The 26604-nt window shown below is 62.5% G+C and carries 30 protein-coding genes and 1 pseudogene; 15 read left to right on the top strand and 16 right to left on the bottom strand.

Annotated features, from left to right (window positions below; genetic code table 11):
• Positions 1-58 precede the first annotated feature (58 nt).
• Positions 59-709: a fatty acid desaturase gene (locus EOD43_RS19605; protein WP_240653379.1), complete on the top strand. Its 651-nt coding sequence runs from the start codon at positions 59-61 to the stop codon at positions 707-709.
• Here the strand turns inward: EOD43_RS19605 and EOD43_RS19600 are convergent.
• From EOD43_RS19600 to crtY, 3 genes are read right to left on the bottom strand one after another with little or no spacing between them, the layout of a single operon-like run.
• On the bottom strand, positions 706-1641 hold the full coding sequence (locus tag EOD43_RS19600) for a phytoene/squalene synthase family protein (protein ID WP_127745710.1): 936 nt from the start codon (positions 1639-1641) through the stop codon (positions 706-708). The two genes, EOD43_RS19605 and EOD43_RS19600, sit on opposite strands and share 4 nt — an antisense overlap.
• Entirely contained in the window at positions 1625-3103 is a 1479-nt protein-coding gene (locus tag EOD43_RS19595) for a phytoene desaturase (protein WP_127745709.1), read from the bottom strand. Before EOD43_RS19595 ends, EOD43_RS19600 begins: the two co-directional genes overlap by 17 nt.
• Entirely contained in the window at positions 3100-4260 is a 1161-nt protein-coding gene (gene crtY / locus EOD43_RS19590; protein ID WP_127745708.1) for a lycopene beta-cyclase CrtY, read from the bottom strand. Before crtY ends, EOD43_RS19595 begins: the two co-directional genes overlap by 4 nt.
• Positions 4261-4304: 44 nt before the next feature.
• Here crtY and EOD43_RS19585 point away from each other — a divergent pair.
• From EOD43_RS19585 to EOD43_RS19570, 4 genes and pseudogenes are all read left to right on the top strand, one after another.
• A pseudogene (locus tag EOD43_RS19585) lies at positions 4305-5042 on the top strand (sterol desaturase family protein); the annotation flags it as partial.
• Positions 4972-5463, top strand: coding sequence for a DUF2141 domain-containing protein (locus EOD43_RS19580; protein WP_338069017.1), 492 nt, complete (start codon positions 4972-4974; stop codon positions 5461-5463). The pseudogene EOD43_RS19585 and the gene EOD43_RS19580, both read left to right, overlap by 71 nt.
• A gap of 136 nt (positions 5464-5599) precedes the next feature.
• Complete coding sequence (gene ispH / locus EOD43_RS19575; RefSeq protein ID WP_206363602.1) at positions 5600-6523, top strand: 4-hydroxy-3-methylbut-2-enyl diphosphate reductase; 924 nt, start codon at positions 5600-5602, stop codon at positions 6521-6523.
• Entirely contained in the window at positions 6517-7434 is a 918-nt protein-coding gene (locus tag EOD43_RS19570) for a polyprenyl synthetase family protein (RefSeq protein ID WP_127745705.1), read from the top strand. The genes ispH and EOD43_RS19570 overlap by 7 nt, the downstream gene beginning before the upstream one ends.
• Before the next feature lie 84 nt (positions 7435-7518).
• Here EOD43_RS19570 and EOD43_RS19565 read toward each other — a convergent pair whose 3' ends face one another.
• A complete protein-coding gene (locus EOD43_RS19565) occupies positions 7519-7707 on the bottom strand; it encodes a hypothetical protein (RefSeq protein ID WP_164857356.1) in 189 nt (62 codons plus the stop codon).
• Between the two features lie 514 nt (positions 7708-8221).
• Positions 8222-8923: a DUF4142 domain-containing protein gene (locus tag EOD43_RS19560; RefSeq protein WP_240653377.1), complete on the bottom strand. Its 702-nt coding sequence runs from the start codon at positions 8921-8923 to the stop codon at positions 8222-8224.
• A 208-nt stretch (positions 8924-9131) separates the two neighbouring features.
• On the opposite strand from EOD43_RS19560, the gene EOD43_RS19555 reads away from it, so the two are divergent.
• Together EOD43_RS19555 and EOD43_RS19550 are read left to right on the top strand one after the other, a co-directional pair.
• Complete coding sequence (locus EOD43_RS19555; RefSeq protein WP_127745703.1) at positions 9132-9581, top strand: PA2169 family four-helix-bundle protein; 450 nt, start codon at positions 9132-9134, stop codon at positions 9579-9581.
• A 46-nt stretch (positions 9582-9627) separates the two neighbouring features.
• Positions 9628-9954, top strand: a complete 327-nt coding sequence (locus EOD43_RS19550) for a hypothetical protein (RefSeq protein ID WP_127745702.1) — start codon at positions 9628-9630, stop codon at positions 9952-9954.
• A 103-nt stretch (positions 9955-10057) separates the two neighbouring features.
• On the opposite strand, the gene EOD43_RS19545 is transcribed toward EOD43_RS19550, so the two are convergent.
• The 5 genes from EOD43_RS19545 to EOD43_RS19525 all read right to left on the bottom strand — a co-directional run bounded on the left by EOD43_RS19545 (position 10058) and on the right by EOD43_RS19525 (position 14943).
• Positions 10058-11353: an App1 family protein gene (locus tag EOD43_RS19545; protein WP_127745701.1), complete on the bottom strand. Its 1296-nt coding sequence runs from the start codon at positions 11351-11353 to the stop codon at positions 10058-10060.
• Between the two features lie 1084 nt (positions 11354-12437).
• Positions 12438-13289, bottom strand: coding sequence for an SDR family oxidoreductase (locus EOD43_RS19540; protein WP_127745700.1), 852 nt, complete (start codon positions 13287-13289; stop codon positions 12438-12440).
• A gap of 83 nt (positions 13290-13372) precedes the next feature.
• Positions 13373-13987, bottom strand: a complete 615-nt coding sequence (locus EOD43_RS19535) for a DedA family protein (protein WP_127745699.1) — start codon at positions 13985-13987, stop codon at positions 13373-13375.
• Positions 13988-14127: 140 nt separating this feature from the next.
• Positions 14128-14424, bottom strand: a complete 297-nt coding sequence (locus EOD43_RS19530) for a plasmid stabilization protein (RefSeq protein WP_127745698.1) — start codon at positions 14422-14424, stop codon at positions 14128-14130.
• Positions 14425-14466: 42 nt separating this feature from the next.
• Positions 14467-14943: a class I SAM-dependent methyltransferase gene (locus EOD43_RS19525; RefSeq protein ID WP_240653376.1), complete on the bottom strand. Its 477-nt coding sequence runs from the start codon at positions 14941-14943 to the stop codon at positions 14467-14469.
• A gap of 31 nt (positions 14944-14974) precedes the next feature.
• Here EOD43_RS19525 and EOD43_RS23800 point away from each other — a divergent pair, with 31 nt between their 5' ends.
• The 4 genes from EOD43_RS23800 to EOD43_RS19510 all read left to right on the top strand — a co-directional run bounded on the left by EOD43_RS23800 (position 14975) and on the right by EOD43_RS19510 (position 17872).
• Positions 14975-15319 carry a hypothetical protein gene (locus tag EOD43_RS23800; RefSeq protein WP_164857298.1) on the top strand — a complete coding sequence of 115 codons (345 nt, stop codon included), beginning with the start codon at positions 14975-14977 and terminating at the stop codon, positions 15317-15319.
• 310 nt (positions 15320-15629) lie between these two features.
• The gene (locus EOD43_RS19520; RefSeq protein WP_127745696.1) at positions 15630-15899 is read left to right on the top strand and encodes a hypothetical protein; all 270 of its coding nucleotides are present in this window, start codon (positions 15630-15632) and stop codon (positions 15897-15899) included.
• Positions 15900-15950: 51 nt separating this feature from the next.
• A complete protein-coding gene (locus tag EOD43_RS19515) occupies positions 15951-16568 on the top strand; it encodes a nucleotidyl transferase AbiEii/AbiGii toxin family protein (RefSeq protein ID WP_127745695.1) in 618 nt (205 codons plus the stop codon).
• A 176-nt stretch (positions 16569-16744) separates the two neighbouring features.
• Positions 16745-17872 (top strand): glycoside hydrolase family 130 protein, encoded by a 1128-nt coding sequence (locus EOD43_RS19510; RefSeq protein ID WP_127745821.1) that lies wholly within the window; start codon positions 16745-16747, stop codon positions 17870-17872.
• Between the two features lie 2 nt (positions 17873-17874).
• Here EOD43_RS19510 and EOD43_RS19505 read toward each other — a convergent pair whose 3' ends face one another.
• Complete coding sequence (locus EOD43_RS19505; RefSeq protein WP_240653375.1) at positions 17875-19143, bottom strand: glycoside hydrolase family 130 protein; 1269 nt, start codon at positions 19141-19143, stop codon at positions 17875-17877.
• 38 nt (positions 19144-19181) lie between these two features.
• Positions 19182-21440 (bottom strand): glycosyltransferase family 4 protein, encoded by a 2259-nt coding sequence (locus EOD43_RS19500; RefSeq protein WP_127745694.1) that lies wholly within the window; start codon positions 21438-21440, stop codon positions 19182-19184.
• A 751-nt stretch (positions 21441-22191) separates the two neighbouring features.
• Between EOD43_RS19500 and EOD43_RS19495 the strand changes: the two genes are divergently transcribed.
• Positions 22192-22476: a hypothetical protein gene (locus EOD43_RS19495; protein WP_127745693.1), complete on the top strand. Its 285-nt coding sequence runs from the start codon at positions 22192-22194 to the stop codon at positions 22474-22476.
• Positions 22477-22509: 33 nt separating this feature from the next.
• Here the strand turns inward: EOD43_RS19495 and EOD43_RS19490 are convergent, their stop codons facing one another.
• The gene (locus EOD43_RS19490) at positions 22510-23340 is read right to left on the bottom strand and encodes a transglutaminase-like domain-containing protein (RefSeq protein WP_127745692.1); all 831 of its coding nucleotides are present in this window, start codon (positions 23338-23340) and stop codon (positions 22510-22512) included.
• Positions 23341-23532: 192 nt separating this feature from the next.
• Here EOD43_RS19490 and EOD43_RS19485 point away from each other — a divergent pair, with 192 nt between their 5' ends.
• Positions 23533-24066 carry a hypothetical protein gene (locus EOD43_RS19485; protein WP_127745691.1) on the top strand — a complete coding sequence of 178 codons (534 nt, stop codon included), beginning with the start codon at positions 23533-23535 and terminating at the stop codon, positions 24064-24066.
• On the top strand, positions 24066-24548 hold the full coding sequence (locus EOD43_RS19480; protein ID WP_127745690.1) for a DUF421 domain-containing protein: 483 nt from the start codon (positions 24066-24068) through the stop codon (positions 24546-24548). Before EOD43_RS19485 ends, EOD43_RS19480 begins: the two co-directional genes overlap by 1 nt.
• A gap of 213 nt (positions 24549-24761) precedes the next feature.
• Here the strand turns inward: EOD43_RS19480 and EOD43_RS19475 are convergent, their stop codons facing one another.
• A complete protein-coding gene (locus EOD43_RS19475; RefSeq protein WP_127745689.1) occupies positions 24762-25274 on the bottom strand; it encodes a CinA family protein in 513 nt (170 codons plus the stop codon).
• Positions 25275-25547: 273 nt separating this feature from the next.
• On the opposite strand from EOD43_RS19475, the gene EOD43_RS19470 reads away from it, so the two are divergent.
• Complete coding sequence (locus tag EOD43_RS19470; protein WP_127745688.1) at positions 25548-25982, top strand: GFA family protein; 435 nt, start codon at positions 25548-25550, stop codon at positions 25980-25982.
• Here the strand turns inward: EOD43_RS19470 and EOD43_RS19465 are convergent.
• Positions 25963-26166, bottom strand: coding sequence for a hypothetical protein (locus EOD43_RS19465; RefSeq protein ID WP_127745687.1), 204 nt, complete (start codon positions 26164-26166; stop codon positions 25963-25965). The genes EOD43_RS19470 and EOD43_RS19465 overlap by 20 nt on opposite strands.
• Positions 26150-26455 (bottom strand): hypothetical protein, encoded by a 306-nt coding sequence (locus EOD43_RS19460; RefSeq protein ID WP_127745686.1) that lies wholly within the window; start codon positions 26453-26455, stop codon positions 26150-26152. The genes EOD43_RS19465 and EOD43_RS19460 overlap by 17 nt, the downstream gene beginning before the upstream one ends.
• Positions 26456-26604: the final 149 nt, after the last annotated feature.

The raw sequence follows: 26604 nt of genomic DNA, 5'->3' as shown, positions 1-26604 counted from the left end.
GCGCCAGACCCTGACCGGCCTCCTTCTCGCCAGCGCGATCTTCGCGTCCTGGCTGGCGTTGACGCTTTACGGCTTTTACGGGGTCGAGCCTGATGCACTTGATCCCCTGTTGGCGCTTGGCCTTGTCGCCAGCTTATGCTGGCTTGACGTTGGCCTGTTCATCGTGGCGCATGACGCCATGCACGGTTCGCTGGCGCCGCAGCGTCCCCGCCTCAACCGCTTGATCGGCACGATCACGCTCATGGCCTATGCCGGTTTCTCGTTCGATCGGCTCACGCCAAAGCATATGCAACACCACCGGACGCCGGGCACCGCCACCGACCCCGACTTTCACGCGCCCGCGCCTGCGAAAGCCCTTGCCTGGTATGTCGCCTTCTTTCGTCAATATTTCGGTGTGCGTGAGCTCGGCGTACTCGCTCTGGTGGTCATGATCCTCACATTTGTTCTGCGCGTTCCGTACGCCAACCTGCTGATGTTCTGGGCGCTGCCGGCGATACTGTCTTCGATCCAGCTGTTCTGGTTCGGCACCTATTTGCCGCATTCGCATCAGGATGATCGCTTCACCGATGATCATCGTGCGCGCAGTTCAGGCTATCCGTGGCTCCTGTCGCTGCTCACCTGCTATCATTTCGGCTATCACCACGAACATCACCGCCATCCGCACATCCCCTGGTGGCAGTTGCCCGCGACGCGCGAGGCCGCCCGCTAGCGCGGCCGCGTCCATAGTCCCGTCCGGAGGCGGGGCGGGGGGCTTGCAAAGGTGCTGGTGCAAAGCGCCCTGAGCGCGAGGATCGCCTTTTGGCCGCCGGGAACGCGCACCCGCTTATCCCACGCGTGACATCCCAGACGAACCACCGCGCGGCCGATCGCGCCATAGATGCCGGCTGCAGCCAGGACCGCCCATCGGCTTCGGAAGCGCAGTCGCATCGCCCCGATCGTGGCCGCATCCTCATGGGCGCTGGCAATGTCCACCAGCCGGGCCGCGAGAGCCGCGCGCTGCGACGCAGACTCCGTGCTACCAATTTTATCGTCGGTCAGACCCGTCGCGGCGAGCCAGTCGGCCGGGATATAGCAGCGGCCATTCTCGGCGTCCTCGACGATATCGCGGGCAATGTTCGCCAGCTGGAAGGCGATGCCAAGATCGCACGCCCGGTCGAGCGTGTCTTCATCGCGCGGATCGACTCCCATCACGACCGCCATCATACAGCCCACGACGCCGGCGACCTGGTAGCAATAGTATAGAAGGTCATCGACATTTTGCGGCCGCCATCCCCGTGAATCAGCCTCGAAGCCAGCAAGATGATCAAGGATGAGGCGGCGTGGCATGGCGACCTCATCGACAAGAAGCGCCAGGCCTCGAAACGCTGGTTCCTCGCCAGGGCGGCCGTCGAGCGCTGCGATAGTCTGACGGTACGCGCTTTCGAACCGACCTCGGGGGTCGGTCGTCGTTGACATGCGACCGCCCATTTCCTGGCCATCGACGATATCGTCGCAGCGTCGGCACCAGGCGTAGAGCAACCAGGCCCGCTCCCGCGTTACCCGATCGAACAGCCGGCTCGCCATCGCGAAAGATTGCGAACCTTGCGCGATCGCTGCTTGCGCCTGGGCGACGAGGGTGGCGCGATCAGCTCGCGAGATCATCGATCATCAGACCAGCGGTAGCCTGCGCGCTGCCGACGACGCCGGGAATCCCCGCGCCGGGGTGGGTACCGGCCCCCACAAAATAGAGATTCGACAGCACATCGTCGCGATTATGGACGCGGAACCACGCGCTTTGCGTGAGGCGAGGCTCGAGACTGAAGGCTGATCCGAGATGCGCACCCAGGTCGGACGCGAAATCGACAGGCGTATAGTGAAAGCTCGTGACCAGTCTTTGGCGCAAATCCGGAATCAGCCGGGCTTGGACGATGTCGATGATGCGCTCCTGATAGTGCGGACCCTGCTCGGTCCAGTCGGGGCTATGCTGGCCCAGATGCGGCACGGGCGCGAGCGCATAGAAGGTCGAACAGCCCTTTGGCGCCATCGTGCGATCGGTCGCGCTGGGATGGTGCAGATAGAGCGCCGGGTCGGGCGCGAGCCGATCGGCGCCATAGATGTCGTCGAGCAGTCCTTTATAGCGCGGACCGAACAGGATGTTGTGGTGCGGGATATCCGCGAAGGTGCCGCGCAGGCCAAAGTGTACGACGAACAGCGAAGGCGAAAAGCGTTTACGCTTCAGGCGGCGCGCTGCGGTTTGTCCGCGTTTGTGATCGCGCACCATCTCGTAGCTGCGGACAATGTCAGCATTTGAGGCGACCGCGTCGAAGGTTTGCGACCCGCCCCGGGCTGTCGTCACCGCTGTCACCCGATCGCCGGCGGTGCTGATCGATGTGACGGGATCCCCCAGAATGATCCGCCCGCCGATCCGCTCGAAATGCCGCGCCAGCCCGGCAACGAGCGCATTCGTCCCGCCCCTTGCAAACCATACTCCGCCGTCGCGCTCGAGCTTGTGAATGAGCGCATAGATCGAACTTGTGGTCATCGGATTACCGCCGACCAGCAACGTGTGAAACGACAGCGCCTGGCGCAATTTCTCCGAGCGCACGAAGCCCGACACGATCGAATAGACCGATCGCCATGCCTGATAACGCGCGAGTGCCGGCGCCGCCCGCAGCATCGAACGAAAGTCGAGGAACGGCACTGCCCCGAGCTTCTCATAGCCTTCGACATAGACCCCCGCCGAATAAGCGAGAAAGCGACGGTAGCCATCGACGTCGCGTGGATCGAGACGTGCGATCTGCCGGGTCAGAAGCGCGTCATCATTGGTGTAATCGAACGTATCGCCGTCAGGCCAGGAGAGCCGGTAAAACGGTGATACCGGCACCAGGTCAACGTCTGCTCTTATGTCATGACCGCTCAACGACCACAGCGCCGACAGGCATGCCGGATCGGTGATGACGGTCGGTCCCGCGTCGAAGGTGAACCCGTCGCGTTTCCACACATAGGCGCGCCCCCCCACCTTGTCGCGCGCCTCGATGATGGTCGTGTCGATGCCGGCCGCCTGAAGCCGGATTGCCAGCGCCAGTCCACCAAATCCGGCCCCGATCACCGCCGCTCGCTTCATGCCGCACGCCCTTCTGTTCGATAAAACATTGCCGCCGCGGCACGCCCCAGCGGCACCGGCGGACGACCGCTCAGAATCCGCGCCTTGTCGAGTAAGGTCGAGCGGCCGGCGTAGAAGCGACCGATCAGCGCCTCGTCGAGCCGATAGAAATGTTCGAGCACGCGATATCGCCCCTCGGGCTCCGCAGCGCGAAACAGCATGCGATTGAGCAGGCGGTAAAAGGCGCGGTCCCGCCAGCGTTGTTCTGCTTCCTTGCGGAAAAGAGCGCGCAGGCTCGCGCTCGTCATGTCCGTCTGTTGGGTGAGCAGCACGGCGTTACGCGCTGCGTCGGGTAATGAATAGCCGGTGGTTGGATGGAAGAACCCCCCCCGCAACCCCAAAAGTGCGACCTCGGCCCCTTTCCACAGGCAACCGACATCTCCACCCATGGCAACCGGCAAAATCCCGCGCTCTTCGGCGATTGCCGCATGCTCGGGCCAGTTTTGGGCCGCCATATAGGCGCTGATCCTCGCACCGATCCCACCCTCGTCGAGCTCCGGGTCATCGGCATAATAGGTATCCTCCACCAGCATCTCGGTGGCCGAGAAGGGCAGGCAATATACGAAGCGATAGCCATCCCGCTGATCCACCGTGGCATCCATGATCATTGGGAGAGGCACCCCATGCGGGTGGGCGAAGCGATAGGTGCGCCCGACGAACTTTTGCCAGCCCAGATCCAGACCTGCCATGTCGGCGGCTCCGCGCGCATCGATCACGCCTGGGGCGTGGAATGACGTTCCATCCGCGAGAGAAACGGTGTTCGCGCCGACGCTGGTGACGGGCACGCCGAGCCGCAGCGACGAGCGCGGTAGGATCTGGCGTACAAGGTCATCGAGGCGCGCCGAGCGCACACTATTGTAGCCGCAGGCCAATGTGCGTCGTCGCTTCGGGAATGCCACACGGTGACCACGCCACGAGGCCACGACGAGCTCGGCGACAAGCGCGTGCTCCTCGGGACCAAGATCGCTGTCGAAGAACGACCAGACATGATCGCCGCCCAGGCGGATATCCGCTTCGATCAGCAGGAGGTCGACATCCGGGCGCGCCCGGCGCAGCGCCAGAGCGGCCAGGCAGCCCGCCAGGCCGCCGCCCACGATGATCACTGAGGATTTGGTCATGCGGCACTATGGCAGGAGCATCGCCTCACGCCAATTGATGCTATATGCCCAGACTTGTGGAAAATGCGCACGCCATCCTGGTAACAATCCTGTCGATGACCGCGATCATCGCGGGGCGCTATGTCGTGACGAGCGGGGGCTTTGCGTGGCTGTCGGCGCGACGGCATCCGGGAATCCTTGTCGGGCGTGGCGATCAGATCCGCCGCGAGATTGGCTGGTCGCTCGCCAGTGCGGCGATATACGGCCTGCCCGCTGGGCTCATCGCCTGGGGCTGGCAGGCGCACGGGTGGACGCGCATCTACGATGACATCGAGGCTTATCCGTTGTGGTGGATTCCTGTCTCGATATTCGCCTTCCTGATTGTGCACGACGCCTGGTTCTACTGGACCCACCGCTGGATGCACCGGCCTGGGCCGTTCCGGATCGCCCATGCCGTCCATCATGCGAGCCGTCCGCCCACGGCGTGGGCGGCGATGAGCTTCCACCCGGTCGAGGCGTGGACGGGTGCTATCGTCATCCCTGCGCTCGTTTTTGCGATTCCGATCCACTGGGGGGCGCTGCTTGTGGTTCTCGCCGTGATGACCCTCATGGGTGTGACGAACCACATGGGGTGGGAGATGTTCCCGGATCGGCTCGTGCGCGGCCCGATCGGACGTTGGCTGATCACGGCGAGTCATCATCAGCAGCATCACCGTCAGTACAGGTGCAATTATGGCCTTTATTTCCGTTTGTGGGACCGGATCTGCCGGACCGATCAGGGTCTTGGCCGTTTTAATCATGATGACCGCCCTGGCATTGGCAAGATCTCGCCCCTCAGCCGCAGCCGAGATGAGCGATGCGCAGCTCGAAGTCGCGCCGACAGGTCTGCGCAACGGCAAGGGCCTGATCCGGCTTTGCCTGACGCAGGACAGCCGTCACTTTCCCAACTGCGCGGGGGACCCGAAGGCGATCAGGCGATCAGCGCCGGTCGGTAACGCGCCGCTTATCCTGGCGGGCCTCGTGCCGGGGCGGTACGCGATGTCGCTGATCCATGACGAAAATGGCAATGGCAAGCTCGACACGGTGCTTGGCATGCCTCGCGAAGGGTTTGGCTTCTCGCGCGACCCTGCCATTGGCTTTGCCCCCCCGAAGTTCGACGCCGTATTGTTCGACGTCTCGCCCGGACACAGCCGAAGACAGGTCCGAATCCGATATCTTTTTTGACAGGGAGTGGACGGCAGCGCGCCTCATCGTTAGCCTCTGATCCGGTGGGGGCCAAAAGCAGGTTGTGATTATGCCATCCCCCTCCGCATCCGCTATCGCCAATGCCGCCCCGGCTCACTCGTCCAGGCTCCGAGCAGTGCGCATTGTGCTCGCGGCGCCGCGCGGCTTTTGTGCGGGTGTCACGCGGGCCATCGATGCGGTTGAGGGCGCTCTTCGCCGCTTTGGCGCCCCCGTCTATGTTCGCCGGCCAATCGTCCACAACCGCGTCGTCATGCGCCGCCTCGAGGCGCTCGGCGCTGTCTTTGTCGAAGAGGTCGACGACGTCCCGGAAGGGGCGGTGCTCATCCTGTCGGCACATGGCGTGTCGCGCGACGTCGCTTTTGCGGCACATGAGCGCAAGCTGCGCGTTTTCGACGCCATCTGCCCCCTGGTCGACAAGGTCCATCGCGAGGTGAACCGCCATCACAAAGAGGGCCGGCATATCATCCTGATCGGGCATAGCGGGCATCCCGAAATCGACGGCACGCTGGGACAGCTCCCATCGGGGGCAGCGGAGGTGATCGCAACGGCGAACGAGGTCGATCATCTTTGCGATCGGGTGATCCGCCCGCTTGCCTACGCCGTTCAGACCACGTTCGCTGTGGAGGAGGCGCGGCAGATCGTCGATGCCCTCAAAGCGCGCTTCCCGCACATCGTCGGCCCCCAGGGCAGCGACATCTGTTACGCGACCACCAATCGCCAGTCCGCGGTTCGCGCGATCGCGCGCGACGTCGACGCTTTCATCATCGTGGGGGAAAGCTTCTCGTCGAACGCGCGGCGTCTCGCCGAAGTCGCCGAAGCCGAAGGCTGCACCAACATCCAGCTCATCGCCGGCCTGTCGGACCTTGATTTTGCGCGCCTTGATGCGAGCGAAGCGATCGGAATTACGGCAGCGGCCTCCACCCCGGCCCAATCGGTCAGCGAGGTGATCGAAGGGCTGGGCCGCGTGTTCGACATCTCGATGCAACAGGTCGGCGATCAGGAAGAAGGTGTCTCATTTCGACAGGTGGCACTATGTTGATCGAGATGCCATCGCACGCCGATATCGGACTGCTTCCCGGGGCACTGGCGGCGATAGCGCGCACGGTCGATGCCGGCCTCGATCACATCCTCCAGCCGCCCGGCGACGCCCGCGATCAGCTTTACGCCGCGATGCGACACGCAGCGATCGGGGGTGGCAAGAGGCTGCGTCCGCTGCTGGTCAAGACGACGGCCGATCTGTTCAATGTGCCCGAGGATCATTCACGGCGTGCCGGCCTTGCGATCGAATGCCTCCACGTCCATTCGCTGATCCACGATGATCTGCCGTGCATGGACGACGATGACACGCGCCGCGGCAAGCCGACCGTGCACCGGGCTTTTGACGAGGCAACCGCCGTACTTGCGGGCGACGCGCTTCACGCACTTGCCTTCGAACTGCTTGCGCAGCCCGCCACGCACCCAAGATCGGATGTTCGCGCGAACCTAGTGATGGAACTTGCGCGTTGCGCGGGCGCCGCCGGCATGGCGGGAGGCCAGATGCTCGACCTGCTGCCCAGCCATGACACGGGCAACCTCGAGGGCATCACCCGCCTTCAGGAGTGGAAGACGGGCGCATTGATTGAGTGGAGCGTCGATGCGGGCGCTCTGCTGGGGGAGGCATCGAACGTCGAGCGACTGGCGCTACGCGGCTATGCGCGCAGGCTCGGCCTCGCTTTCCAGATTGCCGATGATCTGCTCGACGTCGAGGGCAGCGAGGCGGTGGTGGGCAAGCGGCTCAAGAAGGATCAGGCACAGGGCAAAAGCAACTTCGTGAGCGTGCTTGGCATCCGTCAGGCCAAGGAGATGGCGCGACGGCTCGTCGATGAGGCCGTTGATGCGCTGGCCCCCATTGCGGCGCCTACTGAGCTGCTCATTGAGCTTGCGGTCTTTGCGATCGAGCGCGACCGATAACTGGCTTCGGACATTCCTCTTATCCTGGAGACCAGGGCGCCTGCCAAAGAGAGCCCAGAATAGCATCCGGACTGGCGGGTTACGTTACGCCGCTAGCGTGAGATCATCATCTCGAGCATCTGGCGTGCAGACCGCCCGGCGTGCAGCTCGGTCCTCGAACATAAGCGCTTCCCGGAGCAGGTGCTGACCGATCCACGGCGGGAGCGTCACCGCGAGCTCACGGGCCCGTTCGGCGCGTTTGCGATAATATTCCTCAGTCGGCTTGAACATCACCAGCATCCCCTTTGATCTCGCCAAAATGCATTATCTGTCAGAGTGTTCCATCCTAGCCGAAAGGGCTCAAATCCATCGACAAATATACCCGTGCACCGGACGTTGCCAAAGCAATCGTCGCGGATCCATGGTTCAGCAACGGGTTTCCGCAGCACCCATCGCTGCAACCAGCTCTTCAAAGCCCGTGTTAGCGCCCATGGGGATCGAAGAGCGCAGAAGGATGCCAAGTCTGTCCAGCTCGCGTTGCATTCGAGAGTCAAAAGCCGCAACATTTCGACGCCAGGCAACACGACGTTTTCGGTACTCGCTCAAAGTGGATTCTCCGCGTCCCGCGCCGTTCAAGTCTGACGAGGATTTCGTCGGCACAGTCAGGACCGGTCTGGCTGAATGAATGAGGATCGTGAGACTGGCGCGGATCTGCGATCTTGATGTCGCCTCACGGTAGAGACGGTGGGTCGCCACAGCGGCTCGCGTCGGGAGCCGGCGCACGCGCCGGCTCCGTCTGAGCGATCGCTTAGTGCGCGGCCCCCGCGAGGCCGGCGGGCAACAGCTGCTTGGCGTGGGTCAGATGCCGCTCGATGACAGGGACTGCGGTCGAAGCGACCTGCTTGAGCGCAGGGTCGGTCCCGTCGGTCGCATAGCCTTTGTGAAGAGCCCAAGCCTCCTGATGCGCTTCCGCCTGCTGCTGGAGATAAAGATTGTCGAACTGGTCGCGCGGTGCCTTGCGCAGGAGTGTCAGCTTGGCGGCCTTGTCGGCCGACAAGGAGGTCGAAGGCCGGGTGATGCTGCGATCATCGTTACGCAGCGCGGCCATGAGCGATTTGCTCGTCGCGCTGTGGTCGGAAATCACTTCCTTCGCGAAGTCCTTGACGTCCTTGCGTTGCGCCTTGGTCGCCGCCAAACGACTGGACTGGATTTCGTACAGATCGGAATCGGCTGCAAGCTTGACATAGTCGGTGGCCGAAACACCCGCACGCGGCGCCACGCCAGCATCGGCCGCAGTGAGCGATCCGGTGGTCGCGGTGCTGACCTGAGCGAAAGCGGGAACCGTCGCCAGGCCCAACAGCGAGGCTGCAACAAGAAGCTTCATCGATGATCCTTTCTGCGAAAATCTGTGAGAATTCGCGATAACGGCGACCATCCCCGCCGGTTCCACCAACAAACAAGGACGGCTCCCGCGCGTCTCCTTGGGCGCAAGAACGTCTGCGCCGATCAATGTGACGTCCGCCAGCTGGTCCGGATCGGCGCGTCCGACCCGGTGGTTTTTACAAAGGCAGCGACCGGCCTCTGCGTTCGTCGCGAGCCCGTGTGACTGCTGCGGGAGAATATCGCCACCCGCGAAAGCGAGCGCGACTTAAATGGCTGCGACGCGTTCTACTCCCGACCTTTGCATCCGCAGGCGGTCGTCCAGTGAGGAGCCTAGCATGCCAGACGCCAGCCATGACATCGCCGTGTTGAACAGCCTTATCGCGACCACGATCGACAGCGTTAACGGCTATACCGAAGCGGCTGAAAATAGCGAAAGCCGCTTCAGCGCTCTCTTCACAAGTCGCGCAGGGGAACGACAGCAGGTTGCCGCGCGATTGCAGCAGCAGGTCGCAGCCCTGGGGGGCGCGCCAGAGGATGGTGGCACCCTGCTGGCCGGAGCGCATCGCGCCTTCCTCAAACTCAAGGCGGCTGTCACCGGCCAGAATGAAAAGGCTATCATCGACGAGGTCGAAGCCGGCGAGGATCACATCAAGGCAAAGTTCGAGGACGCTGTTCGCGATAGCGGTCTGTCGCCTTCGGTCCGTACCGCCATTGAGGAAGCCTACAGCTCGGTGAAGGAAGGTCACGACGAGATGCGTGACCTCAAGCATTCGCTCGAACGTTGATGCCTGCGCGGGGGCATGACCCCCGCGCCCTTTCGAAGGATTTCCGATGCGGACAAACCCCATCTGTCGATTGATGCTCGTCCCGGTAGCGCTGGCCGGCCTGGCAAGCTGTGATGGGCCCAACGAAAAGGCCGGGAGAAAGGCCGATCAGGCCGCCGCCGCGCAATCGGGGTCCAACTACACCGGAGAGGGCGTTAACGAACGTCTCGGCGAGGCGAAAGACAAGGTCGAGCGTGCAAACGCCGACGCGGCGGATGCCGCCGCCGACGCCCTGGAGAAACGCGCGGACGAGATCCGTGCGCAGGCCGATCTCGCAGCAGACAGGCTCGAGGAACAGGCGAAAGCGGTGCGCAAGAACCAGGCTCAGCCCTGATCAACCCGGCGATCTGCGGCCTGCGCGGCATATCTCAATTGCGGTGCGCGCCCGCGAGAAGGGGGACACGTCGTCCCTTAAAGCGGGCCCATCGCCCCTGCGGTCACAAGGCCGCTTCAGCGCCCGCGCGTGCCACCTCGGCAGGCCGCTCGAAGCCTAAAGCCGTCAGGATTGTCGTTGCCTGTTCGAAGTCTCGCGCGCAGTAGACGGGCAAGCCAATGCTCCTGATAGCGGTCAGCTGCTCGGCAACCGCCCCCTTATCGCATACTCCGAAAACATCCCGGATCAGAACCGCCCCGATACGCTCAGGATAATCGCGGACCACCTGCGCGTAAATCTCGACATCTTTTTGTCCATTGTCTCCCATCAACAAGAAGCGATGATCGGGATAGAACGCTAGGATCTTGCGGATAGCGCCGAGCTTGTGTGCGACATGTCCGGTGGTGATGAATTTGGATGTGTCGACCCCGATATCCTTCAGGAACATGGGGCCGTGAGGAATCGCGTTCCGCATCATGAAGTCGGCGAGGAAACCGTACAAGTTCCAGGGGCTCGACGACACGTAGAAAAAGGGGCGGGTAGGTGACCGATGCTGACCGGCGATCAGCCCGTACAGGCTAGCGGCCCCCGGTACCGCCAGCCGATCTTGCGGGCGGTCGACGAGCACACGTCGCCAGTTCCTGAAGAAATTGGTCGCGCCGGTTTCGATGATGGTATCGTCAATATCCGAGATTACGCCCCAATGGTCGTCCGTCCCTGGCGCCAGGACCGGGACATCTACGCTCGGCGCCTGCATCACATGGTCCGGCGTTGTCAGCGTCACCGCCTCCCATCGCGTCACGGCGGGCAGGGCCTCGTTGATCGGGATCGAGAAATGGAAATAGCCCTCATCGTCGGATAAGGTGTCGTATCGACCAGCAGAATGGTCGAGACGCACCGGCACGTCGGCGAGCTCGTGACTGATATAAATAGCGAGCATCGCGCGAAGACGCGCGAGGAAACCCTCGTCGGGGTCGAGCGGTTCGGCGAAGCGGACAATCCGCCCGGAAACGCTCAGCTCGCGCGCATTCCTGAACCCGGCATAAGCCAGCATCCGTACTCTTGGCTCGGCGCGAACCGGAAGCCGCCTGGTCACCCCGTCGATAATCCCTTCAAGCGAGAGCGCGGCGGCGTGGAGGAGGCCCGAAACGATCGACATAGGCGTCAGACGCGTGAGCAGGCCGGTTGTTGCCGACCCCAATGATCTTGGTGGACGTAACGCCTTTGATTGTTTCTCCCGCCCGCTGCGCGACAGGTCGATCACCACGCTCGCCGATCCGGTCAGCTCATGACCCTGTCCTGAGCGGCGAAAGCCGGTGCCGCAGGCCCCCCACGGCCTGTCGAGGAATATGATCTGCACCGGCTCACAAACACGCAACTTCTTTGCGGCTGCCGAGTTCTGCCGGCCAGATCGAGGGGCCTATGAAACACGTTAAAGTCGAGCGTCCGGCGTCGCCGCGGCGGTTGCCGCCACGCTGGTTGATATCGCCACATTATTGGCCGGTTATCGAACTTGAGGAACGTCAGGCTGCCTATCAGGTCACCCGGAAGGTGAGCGACATGACTGGTCCTGCTACAGTGCCCGACGTCGCAGGCTCGCGACCGTCCACTGATGCCGAAAATAGCTGACGGATCGCGCGCCTGGATGGGGTTCGAAAGTCCCGCCGGCAGAGGGGGGAAGGCCGGCGGGACCGATCATGCGAGCCGCTGAGCGGGGGGGGGGGCACAGTATAGCGGTCTCGACAATCTGAACCGCTGGAGCTTTAAGAGGTTCCAAACCCTTCCGGTTCTGAATTTCCTCGAGCAAATCCCCGGCTCACTACCGTGTTGTCCGATCGGGGGCGATCGTCCGCGGGTGCAGCTCAGGTCGGACGGCTCAGCAGATCCCTTGCCTCCAGTTGCACGAGCGGCACGGGGCCTTTCTGCCGCACCTTAGCGCATACGGCGTCGTTGAGGCGGGGTCGAAGTCTGTCGAGGGCTTGCTGGGCGGTCATCTGTCGATTGTCCGAAAGCTCGTGCAGGACCGATTGCGATATGGCAGCCAATACCCGCCCCAGGCCAGTCTCAACGACGAAGTATAATTGCTCGCTCACCCGACCGTTAAAGCGGGGTCGTACCGGATTGTCCTACACTCAGGTTTATGTGTCGAACGTCCAATTCTCTGCTCAGCGTCGCACACTGGACGGCCCGGCCCCAACGCGGCTGGCGCCGACGAGCGCGACAGTCGCCGGCGCCTCACCGACAATATCCTGAAGCAGATCGCGGCCGACGACGCTTGGGCGCGTGGCCCTCAGCGCGACGGCCCGGTCCACTATCCAAAGCTTTGGATGGATGTCGATGGTCGTGGGCAAAAGTCCCTTGAGGACGAGGGCGGGGGAGCGACCGCTAAGATGCCTGGATGTCGGGGACGAGCAGCGCACGCACCATGCCGAAGGTTCGCCTTATCACCCGTTGACGATCGTTCCGCCGTTGGGATGAAGCACCTGGCCCGACATGTAGCTGCTGTCCTCGCAGGCCAGGAACAGGAAGGCAGGTGCGACCTCATTGGGCTGTCCCGGCCGGCCCATGGGGGTGCTCTCGCCAAAATGCTCGAGCTTCTCCGGGCTGGCGCCGCCACAGGGATTGAGCGGGGTCCAGATCGGACCGGGCGCGACGGCATTGACGCGGATGCCTTCGCCGATGAGGTTCTCACTGAGCGACCGGGTGAAGGCCGTGATCGCGCCTTTTGTCGAGCTGTAGTCGAGCAGTTCCTTGCTGCCCTGATACATGGTCACGCTGGTGCAGTTGACGATCGCGGCACCCGATTTCAGATGCGGTCGCGCAGCCTGCACCAGAAAGAACATCGCAAAGATGTTGGTCTGGAATGTGCGGCGCAGTTGTTCCTCGGTGATATCGGTGATGTCTTTGTCGGGATGCTGCTCACCGGCATTGTTGACGAGGATGTCGATCCGCCCAAATGCCTCGATGGTCTCGGCGACGACGCGGTTCGCGGTTTCCGTCTCGCCGATATCGCCGCGGATCAAGATCGCATTGCGACCCTCGCTTTCGACGATGCGTTTCGTCTCGGCGGCATCATCGTCTTCGGATAGATAGCTGATCGCGATGTCGGCGCCTTCGCGGGCATAGAGCGCCGCGACGGCACGACCAATACCGCTGTCCGCGCCGGTGATGATCGCGACCTTGCCCGCCAGACGGTCCGAACCCTTATAGCGCGGCTGCCATTCGGGCTTGGGCTCAAGCTTGCTTTCATGGCCCGGCAATGCGTCCTCGTGGATCATCTCGACGGTCTCGGTCATCGCGTATCTCCTCGACCGTCAAAACCCGTTGATCTCTAAAGAGTTCTGGGATCGTCAAACGATTGGCCGCACCAATGCTTCGGTTAGTGCCGTCGGGAAGATGTCTTCGCCCGGAAGGTGATGACGCGGTAAATATAGATCAGCAGGATTGCGGCCATGATGGTCGTGCTGACCGGCCCCAGCCACCGCTCGACTGAGGAGAAGTTCCGGCCGAGCCACCAGCCCGCCATCGCGAGCGCGCCGGTCCAGATCCCGGAACCCAAGATCGTCAGCGCAGCGAACCGCAAGGGACGCATGGCAAAAACACCAGCGGGGATCGAGACCAGGGTGCGGATGCCGGGCAGGAGATGCCCCACCGGAATTGTCCATCCGCCATGTTTCTCGAACCAGCTATCGAGCCGTTCGATGTCATCGGGCGACAAGGTGATCCATCGGCCGTGGCGATACGCCCACTGCTTGAGGCGTTCTTCCCCCAGCCATCGCCCCAGACTATACCAGCAGCCAGCTCCCGCGCAGGTTCCGGCGACCCCTGCGGCGATGACGAGCGGTAGCGACGTCCGCCCGTCGGCTGCGGCATAGCCCGCCAGCGGCATGATCAGCTCGGACGGAATGGGCGGGAAGATGTTCTCGAGGAACATCAGCAGGGCGACGCCGGCAGCCCCGAGCGTCTCGATCAGCGAGTTGATCCAGTCATCCATAGCATGCGAAACCGAGATCGATCGCCCGAAATCCTCGGATGACCGAGATGAAGCCGTGTCGGTTCAACGGGTTGCCTCGACCAGTGCGAGGTTCCTCGTGCCGGACGAAACGTCCCACCGCACCCATGGTAGCGGGTCGTTCAGCCAGCGGCCTTTTTGCGGCGGGTCTCCCAACCTTTCTTCGCGGCGGCGGACCGTGACGCGTGGCTCTGGCTCGAACCGCTTTTCCGACCACCCTTGCGCGCTGCCTCATGCGTATCCGGCTTGCCCCGACCCGATGCCGATTTATTGCCGCCGCCGGATTCCTTGTTCACCGTGGCCCAGGCGCGCCGCTCGGCTTCGGCCTTGCCGACACCGCGATCCTCATATCCCTCCTCGATATGCGCGGCCTTGCGCTTCTGCTTGTCGGTGTAGCTCGATTTGTCACCGCGGGGCATATTGCCGTATCCTTCTTGCTTGCTGGCGAGGAATCGCTCGCATCACACGCACACTTTCAGACCGCTCGCTGAGATTGGCTGATCGATCGGGCGATCGGCCCAGTAGAGGTGGCAAGGTGGAATATTGAGCCATTCATAATCCTGATCGATACGCGCGAAATGACGCTCGATCAGGGGACGGATCGCGGTGCGCATCTGATAGGCGGCAAGCATACCTGAAGGTTGAAGCGCGATCGCGGTCTCTCGCATTATCGCTTCGGCTTGCTCGGGCGGCAGAGTCGAGAAGGGCAGGCCGGTCAGGATGCAGTCCGCATTTTCGAGGCCGTGGTCGGCCAGATGCCGATTGACGTCGCATGCATTACCTTCGATCACGATGAGGCGCGGATCGTCGTTTCTTGCGCGCAGGCTTTCCACAAAACCGGCGCCGGTATCGATCGCCAGCAAGGTGGCATCGCAACGCATGCGGTCGAGCGCGGCGAACGTGAAACGCCCGGTGCCGGGGCCATATTCGACCAGCACCGAAATGCTCGACCAGTCGAGCGGGGCGAGCATGCGATCGACCATCATCGTGCTTGCAGGAAAAGCCGAGCCGACCATCGCCGGATTGCGCAGAAACTCGCTGGCGCCGACCCAAAAGTCATTTCGTTGCACCTATTTCACCTCCGCCTATGCTGTTGGGCGCCGCAATGGCTTCACTGCTAGGCCACATGAGGTCCTCGCGAGCTTATCGCTGGAGCAAACACCCGACATCCGATCGAAACACTCGAAATCGTGCGTTCTGCGTGAAAGCTGGCCTGCCAACGCCCATCCCTTTTTATCTCCTCGTACAACCGATCGAGCGCGCGCGGGTTGCGGTGTCTTGGCGCTAACTGATTTACATCAATGCATTTTGTGATGTGTTCGGGGTGAGTTTCGCAACAAGCAACACGATTAGCGGCACGTCCGGCGCCACCGATAGCGATAGTTCCTCCGTCGGAACTCGGACCAAGACATCGCGGTGGACAGCCCCTGCAACCACATTGCGACATAGTTCGATCGTGCAGGATTGCCGATCCGGCTGGTGGCGGCGCGCTTCACGACACATCGATCGCGATGATCGAGCTTTATCGGTCCCTCGATCGACCGGATCGAGCGCGTTTCTTGTGTGTTAAGGCCGGAATGGCTATATCTTTTGACGGATCCCGATGGATATGCGGGCAGTGGACATGATGACAGGCAATATCGCGACCCAGGTTCTGACCACCGTCAACGCTCCTTATGGAGCGGACCTGTCCGCGCATCAACTTGCCGAGCTGGTCGCCGATGTCGAGGCTGCGGGCAATTTCAATGCTTCGGTGTTCGCCTTCTATTCGGAGGTCGACCCCGTCGTTCAGTCGCAGTTCCTGAAGGCGATGGGCGTCGACCTCGCCGCGGCGGGGAAGGTGGCGGGGCTCTTGTCGCAGCTTTCGGGATATCGGTTGCCGTTGGCTGCCTGACGGGTGTCGGTATCACGCGCGAGTGAGTGGCCCACGCTCTTCGGCCATGCGATGCGCATCTTCGAGCATTTTGAGCAGGCGAATGGCTTTGCGCCCGACTGGACATTCGGGGGCGGCACCGCGCTCATGCTGCAGATCGATCATCGTGAGAGCCACGACATCGACCTGTTCCTCGACGACCCGCAGATCCTGCCCTTTCTGAACCCCGATACACAGGGGATCGTGCTTGACCGTCAACCCGATGGCTATGACAGCGACGGGGCGGGGGTACTCAAGCTCGTCTATGCCGAATGGGGCGAGATCGACTTCATCTGCTGCGCCTCGATCACCGAACATCCTGCCGCCGCCCAGATGATCCACGGCTGGAGTACCGCCCTGGAGACGCCTGCAGAGATCATCGCGAAGAAGGTCTATTATCGCGGCTGGAATTTTCAGCCGCGCGATATGTTCGATCTGGCCGCCGTCGTGGAGCGGCTCGGTCGCGATTATGCGGCAGCGGCTCTGGAAGCTTGCGGGGCCGAGCGTCTGGCGACTGCCCTGGACGTGGTCCAGGCATCCAATCCGGCGTTTGTCGAAGCGATCAACGGCCAGTTGATGGTGCGGTCGGGAGCCGAGCATCTCGTGAATGCGGCTCGGGATATCACCTTGGACGTCTTGCGTAGATTATAAGCGGTCGCCCGCCCCCCCCAAGGGGCTCGAACCCGCATTTTCGCCTTCGAGAGCGATTGCAAAGCGATTGGCGCTTCACTGGAACGTCGACTTATGATGTTCGTCTGGAACTTAGCGGGCGCGGCGTCACACTGGCCGACGCTGGTATCGCTGTTCTTACAATTGGCAGGCCAATCATGACCACGAGCACCCAATATGCCGTCGACCGGATCGTGCTCATTCCCGATGATATCGATTTATCCCGGTCGCCTCTCGCCGGGGCGATTGAAGCCGAGACCTATGTCCTTGGCGCATTCAACCCAGGGCTGACCCGCCTCGATAACGGCAATCTGCTGATGATGGTCCGCATCGCCGAAGCGTTACGCGAACCGATATATGACGGCCAGGTCCACGCGATCCGCTGGGCGCAGGATGGCTATCATCTCGACGCATGGCCGCTGGAGCTCGCCGACACCGCCGATCCGCGCAAGTTCATGCTGCGCGGCGGGGGGTGGAAGATCATGGCGCTGACGTCCTTGTCCTGGCTGCTGCCCGTCGAGATGAGCTCAGACGGCTTGGAGGTCATCGCGATCCACTATGACCGTGCGATCGCGCCGCAGCGTGATTACCAATGCTATGGCGTGGAGGACGCGCGGATCACGAAGGTGGGCGGGCGCTATCTGATGACCACCTGCTCCGTCAGCCCCGAACGCCATTCAACCACGCTCTACAGCTCAGCCGACGCACTGGACTGGACCCTCGAGGGGATTGTCCTCGATCATCAGAACAAGGACATGCTGATCTTTGAAGGCACGATTGACGGCGAATATTGGGCGCAGACGCGACCGCTGGGTGATCTCTATTTCGCATATCCGCCGGAAAGCGAATGGCGGGCCGGACCCTCGATCAACCTCGCCCGCTCGCCCGACGCGCTGCACTGGAAGCCGCACGATCTTCCTGGCATCCGGCCGCATGCGGGCACGGTCGCGACGGCGCGGATCGGTGGCGGTACGCCGCCGGTGCTGACCAGCGATGGCTGGCTGACCCTCTGGCATGGGGTTGAGCCCAAGGAGATTGTCGGGATCTATCGGACTTACTGGTCGCTGCTCGACCGGGATGACCCATCCAAGGTGGTACGAACCGACCATAAGCCACTACTCGAAGCCAATCCGGCGCTGACCAGGCCGATCGAAGATCAGATGTATCTGCGGGACGTCGTGTTCACGACGGGCATTGCGGACCATGGCGATAGCTATGTGGTAGCGTCGGGCGAAGCTGATCTGGCCTGCCGCATCACGCATATCCCCAAGAGCCGTTTCGGCTGAGATCAGCTCATCGCCTTGAGCAACGATGCGATCGGGACGAAGCAGAAGGCGACCGAGCTGTCGGCCACGCCATAAGGCATGAACAACAGGTCGCCGTGACGGATTGCACCACACGTATAGACCACGTTGGGCACATAGCCTTCGCGATCCTCGTCGGCCGCGGTGAGGAGCGGGTGGACGGTGCGGCCGATGATCCGGGACGGGTCGTCCTTGTCGAGCAGGATCGCGCCAATCGAATATTTGCGCATGGCGCCAACGCCGTGGGTAAGGACCAGCCAGCCTTCATCGAGCTCGATCGGCGCACCGCAATTGCCGATCTGGACGAGTTCCCAGGGATATTTGGGCGCAAGAAGCAGTTCGCCCTCGCTCCACTCGTCGATTTCGCCGGACTTGATGAGGAACAGGTTCTCGCCGTCCTGCCGCCCGATCATCATATATTGGCCGCTGATCTTGCGCGGGAACAACGCCATCCCCTTGTTGCGTCCGGCGGATCCACGGATCGGCTGCATCCGGAAGCTGCGAAAATCCTCGGTCCGCAGAAACTCCGACCGGATGTGGCGGCCATCATAAGCGGTATAGGTGCCGATCCACTCGCGGCGGCCGTCGTCATGGTCAAATTCGAGCAGGCGCAGATCCTCAAGGCCATTCGATTGCGCCGAGGTGATCGGGAAGATCAGCGTGCCGGAGATCGTTGAGTCCTTGTCGCGATGGATCTCGATAATCTCGCCGACCGGCTGGGTGTGGCCGCGCAGCATGGCGGCCGTGGCGAAGGGCGGTTCGGGTGCGAGAGCGAAAAGGCTGCCGGGCGACAAGATGCCCTCTCGAAAAGCGATCGAGCTTATATGTCCCTCGCCCACCGCGCGCAGCGACATGATGATCCGCTGGGATCCCTTTGAGAGGCCGGACTGATCGGGATGCCGGACGATACTGGGGTTCATCAGCGCGGCCGCGGCATAGCTATATTCATGGCAGAAATAGGCGCCGATCAGCTGGTGTTTGATCGGAGAGATGCCACCGTTTAGTGCCAGCGCGTGTGCGATCTGGTCGTAACGCTGGTTGAAGACGCTGCGTGTTTGCCAATGGCGCGCCTCGAAATCGCGCAGGACGGCTTCGAGCTCACGCTCGGCGGCCCGTTCATCCAGCGCGAGAACCTGCTCGATGATCCGGCCCACGCGGCCCTTGGACGGATTGTCGGGGTCGAAAGGGATGTGGAAAGGACGCACCACCACCCGCGATGCGTCAGCCTGCAGCCGCAGCGGCGCATGTGTCACGTCCTCAAGAATTGCCCGGCCCTCCCGAAAGCGCAGCGTTAACCTGCAACCGTTTCGGTGTCGGATTGTTCCACTGCTCCAGCGGCCTGCACACGCGCGATCGAACAGCAGGCCAGCTGGAAGGCGAGTACCGATTCCGCCCCGGTATTGAGATTGGCCCGGTCGCTCATCAGCCCGTCAAAACAGATGCCCGCATCCAGCGAGGCCATGGGCTGTCCCAGATCATTGTCGCCCAGATACCAACGCCAGGCGCGCAGGGCGCAGGCATGCCAATGGCGATCGCCCGTGACGGCGGCGGCCGTCATCGCGGCGTCGATACTTGCCCACGCCTCCAGTGGCTGCTGATCATAGGGCAGGGGCGGCGCGAACCGACGACCGAAGCTTTCGGTGCCGACCGCGCGATAATAGCCGCTCTCAGACGTCTGAAGACGATCAAGCCAGCTCAACGCGTCCAGCGCATCGTCAACCATCGCTTCGTGGCCCACAATGTCACCCGCGATCAACAAGGCTTCGGGCAGTCGGGCATTGTCGTACCCAAGCACCGGCTCGAACCAGCGCCAGTCTTCGCGCCGGTAAGCCAGCAACTCGGCATGGAGACGCTTACCAAATTTCTCGACGATCAGCTTTGCGCCGGAATGGCCAGGTGAAACCCGCAACAGTGAGGCGGCCCCCAAAATGGCAAAGCCACACGCGCGGATGCTGCGCAATGTCAGGGCATGGGGTGCCACCTGATCGAAAAGGTGGATCGCCCAGCGCTTGAGATCTTGGCGCTGCGCCTCATGCGCGGTGACGCCCACTGACCATAAGGCGCGGCCGAAACTGTCTTCTGAGCCGACCTCCTCAAGCCAATGCCGATCATAACTCATGAAATTGCGGAAAGCCCCGCGCGCGCCGTTCCAGGCATGTTGGACGAACGAGGCGTAGATGGTGGCGAGCGCGTCACTGCGTTCGCTTCGCGCGTCACCCAGACGGTGCATGAGGATCAGCGCGCGGGCGTTGTCATCGACGCAATAGCCGTGGTTGCGATCGGGCACCGAGAAGATCGAATGCTGCATCATACCGCAATGGTCACTCAGCCGCTCGACCGCATCGAGACGCGGTACGGCTGCAACGTCGCGCACACCTACTGGAAGCCGCACCGTGCGATCGGACACGACATCGTCGAAGATCGCCAGATAGGCTTCCGCAAGGCGCTGCCAGATCATCGTCCGACCAAGCGCGTAGGCGTCGTTGCGCGCGGCATTGCGACGGTCATCGTCGGCCAGCAGGGCGCAGATTTCGCGTGAGAAGCCGGCATGGTCGCCAAAGGGGACCAGCGCGCCACGCGCGGGCGTGATGACCTCGACGGCGTGCCAGAAGGGCGCCGACACAACCGGCTTTCCCAACGCGACCGCGTAGGAGAGCGTGCCGCTCGTGATCTGAGCTTCATTAAGATAGGGCGTCACATAGATGTCGACGGCCTCAAGGTAGTCGAGCAGACGATCCGTCTCGGTATATTCATTGACGAAGCGGATGTGGTCCAGGACGCCGAGCTCATCGGCCAGCGCCACAAGACTTTCGCGATAAGCCTCTCCGTCGCGCGACACCAATGTGGGGTGCGTGGCTCCCAACACGACGTAAAGCGTGTTGGGATGCTCGGCGACGATCGTGGGCAATGCCCGGATGATCGTTTCGATACCTTTATTCGGCGACAGCAATCCAAAGGTGAGAAGGACGCGGTGCCCCTCATAGCCGAAGCGGCGCTTGGCCGCGTCAATGTCGGCGAGCGGGCGATCGGGAACACCATGGGGGATAACCATGATCTTTGCCGGTGCGATACCATGGACTTCTTCGAGGAATTGGCGGCCCTTTTCGGCCATGACCACCAGCTTCGATGCGCGGCGTGCAAGCCGTTCGATCACCAGACGCTGTTCGGGGCTGGGATTGTCGAGAACCGTGTGCAACGTCACCACGACCGGGCTGTGGGTGCGATCGAGAATCTGCAGGAGATGCGCGCCGGCAGGGCCGCCGAAAATGCCATATTCGTGCTGGACGAGAATGATCTGCGCCCCGCTCTCATTGATGCGGCGTGCAGCGGCGCGGTAATCGGCGAGATCCGACTGACCGATCTGACAGACCACCTCGGACGGATAGGCGTGCAGCCCGCCCGGCTCGTCCATCGCGTAAACATCGGCTTCCAGTTCGGGGCGAGCGTCCACGAGCGCCGCGCGTATATCTGCGGTGAAGGTGGCGATCCCGCACATTCGGGGCGGGTGATTGCCGATGATCGCGATATGGGTGGTGCGCCGACTTGCCATTTCCACTGATTGATCCCTCGCCGAGCGCCCACGCAACGGGCCTCCCACTAAATGTCCGCGGGCCGTAAAAGTTGCTTGGTCAGCAAGGAGAAACCACAGACTTTGCCGAGATTTAATCCAGATCAGTCAGTTTGACCGAAATGTCCGGCACCAGGTCTGGATGCGCCGCCGTGCGAATTGCATGGCCCACCAACAATAAGGCTTGTCGCGGCATTCCTTGCTGATCTCCACAATAAAGGGTGCAGGATCGTCAACTGACAATCGTCCTTGTCAGGATATTGTTCGACTGCTCCTGACGGAGGGCGACAGGCGCGCCCGGTCTCGCCGTCCCGACCGCGAATCCAACCACTCGCCATGAGCATGGCGATCGGCGGCTTTTGCAACATGCTATCCGCCAAAGGGTGGCGATGGGCGTCAGAACCGTCGGGCAATCGACCGGTGCGTCGCGCGTCAGACACCACGTCGGAGATTGTGAGCGCCATCCGCATATTCTGTTGCGCATGGGCGCATGTTCGACCGAGCAGCATCCATCGCGGACGGTCAAACGCGTTCGCCGGGGTTGAGCGCGACCGTTGCAACGACATTTCCGGCGGCCCGTCTCGCGCACTGACCAAGGTTATTGCGCCGCCGGCGTCAACCATCATTGTGGGATGCGAACATGTCCTGTTCTCGGGCTGGAGATCTTTATGGCGAGCAATGATCCGATTACGCGGACGCGCGAAGACCACCGGCGCGTAGAAGGCAGGCTGTGATGCCAGGTCGTGTCGAATGGACCCCGGCCGACCTCGATCTGATACAGAGCCTCGACAAGGCTGGCGAGCCCGTCGCGGTCATCTCCCGCCGTGTCGGACGCGCGGAGCATCTGGTCGAAGCGGCGTTGCCCGACGTGCGCAAGCGGCCGCAGAAACTGCCGACACCCGCGCGGCGCGAAGTCGATGACTGGCTCGGTCCCGACGAAGAGGGTGAGGTTCTCCCACCGAGCGGCCCGGTGGATGATGATCACGCGGCTTGGGTCCATGGAAAGCCAGGGACTTGACCGGTTTTCCGTGCCCATTGCGGCGGTACCGGGTCAGCTTGCGGCGACCAGATGCGCGGCGCTCGCCAAACTCGAAGTGGGCGAGGGTGGGACTTGCTCGACCTCGATGCTCTGAGACTGCAGCTGGGCCGTTCCGAAGATCGTCATAAAGGCGATATCGGTCGCGTCGCGTCCGACCGCGATTTTTACGAGGCCATCGAGGGGGGCCAGCCGTGTGGGATCGACGAGATGCCATTCGCCCCCGAGCCAGACCTCGACCACAGCGTGGAAATCCGACGGCTCCAGATCATATGCATAGGCTGAAACCAATCGCGCCGGTATGTCTGCCGCCCTTGCGAAGCTCGCCAGCAGATGCGCGAAATCACGGCATACGCCCTGACGCTTTACGAAGGCATCGACCGCGGTGGTAGCTCCGTCGCTCGTGCCGAGGCGATAGTCCACATTCCGATAAATCCATTCGGCCATCGCCAGGATCTTGCGACCGCCAGCGACAGCGGCGAACTCGCGCGCGACGAAGGCCTCGAACCGGTCGGCTTCGCAATAGCGGCTTGGCCAAAGATATGGGATGACGTGGGCGGGCAGTTCCGCAGGCCGACAGGCGCGCATGTCCGCCAGATCGACCGAAGCCCGCAGCAGGTCGACCTCGGCGGCGTAATGAACGTTGAATGGCCCATGGGCCCGAGTCCACACGCGACGGCCGAAATGGTCCTCTCCTGCAATCGGCCGCAAGGGGCCGGACCCGACGACGTCGAGACGATCGGCGAGCACGATCTGCTCTGCCGTTCGTGCCGCTTCGACTGTCAGCAGGATGTCCGCCTCATCGGGAATACAATAATCGAGGGTGGCATTGATACGCAGGCGCATCGCACCAGAACGCACATTGGCGCCGTCTGCTCCTTGACCGTCTCGCCGCTCGTCGCGTGGTCGTAGCCATCGGACATCAGGGGTCCGCCAACTGCTCGCCTCTGCGACCACAAAATAACGGCATCGATCGGCCATGATGACAAATCGAATGCCTGGTGGGAACGGACCTGTCTGCCCCCGGTTTTCGGAAGCATGAAAGAGGCTGGCTCCACATCGCCCGATGGCATCAGCGATCAGCATATCGAGGCGTCACACTGGGTTCAGCGACACGCCAACCCGACATCGTTGATCGTGATTGCGCTGCTGTTGGCAAGCACGTGGCTGGGCATCCTCGGGGGACGTCCAAATCCGGTGTCCGTCGTCGAAACCGGCGAAGCACAGCTTACGATCAAAAGTCCGGCGACATTGCGCAACGGCACCTTCTACGAAACACGCATAACGATCGAACCCAAGATATCGATAAAGCAACTCACCCTCGCCATTTCTCCCGCATTGTGGCGCGACATCACGATCAATTCGGGAATCCCCGCCGCCGAGAAGGAAGAGTTCAAGAATGGAATGTTCCGGATGAGCTTCGGCCCGGCAGAAGCGGGCAAGCCCGTCGAAATCAAGTTTGACGGGCAGGTCAACCCACCGCTCGTCGGACGCAATAGCGGCTCGATCGCAATTCTTGATGGCGAGGTGGAGATCGTCAGGACAAACCTGTCCATGCTGGTGCTGCCCTGATGGACATCGTTCTGCGCGCAAGTCTGATGTTCTTCATCCTCTACGTCCTGCTCAGGGTGCTGGGGAAACGTGAGCTCAGCCAGATGACCCCGTTCGAGCTCGTCACCCTCATCGTGCTTGGCGATCTCATCCAGCAAGGTGTGACCCACAATGATTTCAGCCTCACCGGCGCGCTGCTCGCGATCAGCACCTTCGCCTTTTGGGGACTTGCCATGAGCTGGGGGAGCTATTTGTCACCCAGGCTCGAGCGGCTCTTCGAAGGCCAGCCCCGCGTCATCGTGCGACATGGCGAGTTGCTCAGCGCCAATCTGCGGCGCGATCGTCTAACCCGCGCAGAGGTCGAAAGCGAAATGCGGCTGGCGGGCATCGCGCATATTTGCGACGTCGACTGGGCGATCCTCGAGACCAATGGCAAGATCAGCTTCATCGGCAGGGACAACCGGACCGAACACAGTCAGCGAGATGACCAGGATGTCGTATAAAAGAAATTGGTTCTGTTAGCGGGCGCGGGCTCCGCGAGCCGTTCGTCAGGGGAGACCGGTCGAGGGCCCAAGCGCGCGAGATCGCGGCCCTTAGGGACCCCGCCGAGAACGGGAAGCGGGGCGGGGTGAGGCTGCGGTGGTGCGCGACGCAACCTCTACCCAACGAACCGGCCGCGCAGCACCATCTTCCCGTTACAGACAGAGGTGAACGGTTCAGTCATCCAAGGCCCTATCGATCATCTCGAGCGCGACCCGGACCGCCGCCAGCCGGATCGGCCCACGACCAAGGTCGCCGAAATGCTCAACGCGATGGCGAACCGCGCCGGTGCGATCAGCACAGCCGAAATGGACGAGACCGGCCTCGTCTCCGGGTGCGCCCGCGCCCGCAAAACCGGTCACCGAGACCGCGATGTCCGCCTGCGACCGCGCGACCGCGCCGGTGGCCATGGCGCGCGCAACCTCGGCACTCACAGCGCCGCAACGGCGGATCAGATCGGGGCTGACACCGAGAAGGTCACATTTGGCCTCCTCGCTATAGACCACGAAGCCACGCTCGAAGGCGTGACTTGCACCCTCGATATCAGTCAGGAGCGAACTGAGCAGACCACCGGTGCAACTCTCGGCGGTCGCGAGCGACACACCACGATCGCAGGCGCGTTCAAGTAACCTTGCCGCCATGTCTTCGACATCCTTGGGTATAGCGGGAGAGAGGGTTTCGGCGGACATGGCATCTAGATCCGGGCGTGGTGGCGCACCAGGGCGGTGGCAGCTTGGCCCCGCGCGCCAGCACGTCATAGGGCTAACAGCCGCCTGAGGACGCCGTTCCAGAACTGGAGCAGGAACTTACATAGATCAGAACGATTCTCGATCGGCGCCTGGGTGGTGACCCCGCCCGGCTGCCGGTTGGACAGTCGACGGGTCTCGACCCGGTTTCGCGCGTTACGACTTGTTCCTGGCGCGCGAACCGCGCGACCAGAGGCGTCGGATGGGAGCGCGGCCATGACGGGAGAAAATGACGGAGGCTGTGCCTGTGGTGCGGTGCGGTTCGTGGCGATCGGAGCCCCGTTACGCGCCGGGCTCTGCCACTGCCGGACATGCCAGAAGGCGCATGCAGCCCCCTGTTATCCTTTCGCTGTTTTCCCGATCTCGAAGGTTCATCTGCGGGGGCCGGTCAGGAGCTGGTCGAGCAGTCCTGGCTATGATCGCCGCTTCTGCGCAATGTGCGGATCGCGCGTAGCGGGCGTGCTTGCCGAAGAGATCGAACTCAGTCTGGTTCAGTTTGATCAATCCGATCTCATCGAACCGCAATATGAAAGCTGGGCCGGCAAGCGCGCGCGCTGGATGCAAGCGCTCGACCTGCCGCAATATGATCAGAACCGCGAGGCGCCAGACCTTTGCGTCCTTCGACCGGCGCTCAGCGATCCGGCGCGGTGAAATCGATGCCGCGCCTGGTCATCTCCCGGGCCAGGTGATCAACGTCGGCATCACCGGCCACCTTGGCTTCGTAGCGTTTGATGAGGTCGACGTCGGTCATCTGACCAACGGCGGAGGCCTCCTCGCGCGCGCTGCGGGCATCGTCCGCAGCGCGCTTGTCGAATGGCTCAGCTTGCACGAACATTCCCGGCGGCAAACTCGTTGAAGGCTTCGCGCACCTGGTTCGCCTGGGCCTCGTCCTGAAGATCGACCGACAGGGTGATCGGTCCCGCGACACTGGCGTCCCCCCGCGCAGGCGGACTAGGATCGGCAGCCTGCGCGTCCGCGCCCGCGCGCCGCGTCCCGACGGTGTTCGCATCCTCGCCACTGATGAAGATGGCAGTGCGCTCGATGTCAAATTGCTGCACGAGGCGCTCGACCGTCATCTCGGCTTCGCGACGCGTGTCAAACTGGGCAGTCAGGGTGGCGCTCATGAAAAGCCTCACATGTGAAAGAGGTCGTAAAACACCGCGTAAGACCGAAAGATGCGTCTGTGTCAGTCCCGAACCGAACTCGGGCGCGCTCGCATCGCTAGCCAGATCGGCGAGGGTTTTCGGTCCTGGTGTTCCCAGCTCATCAAGCG

The sequence above is a fragment of the Sphingomonas crocodyli genome, assembly GCF_004005865.1.
GTDB lineage: Bacteria > Pseudomonadota > Alphaproteobacteria > Sphingomonadales > Sphingomonadaceae > Rhizorhabdus > Rhizorhabdus crocodyli.
This window is presented reverse-complemented; position numbering and strand designations above follow the sequence as displayed.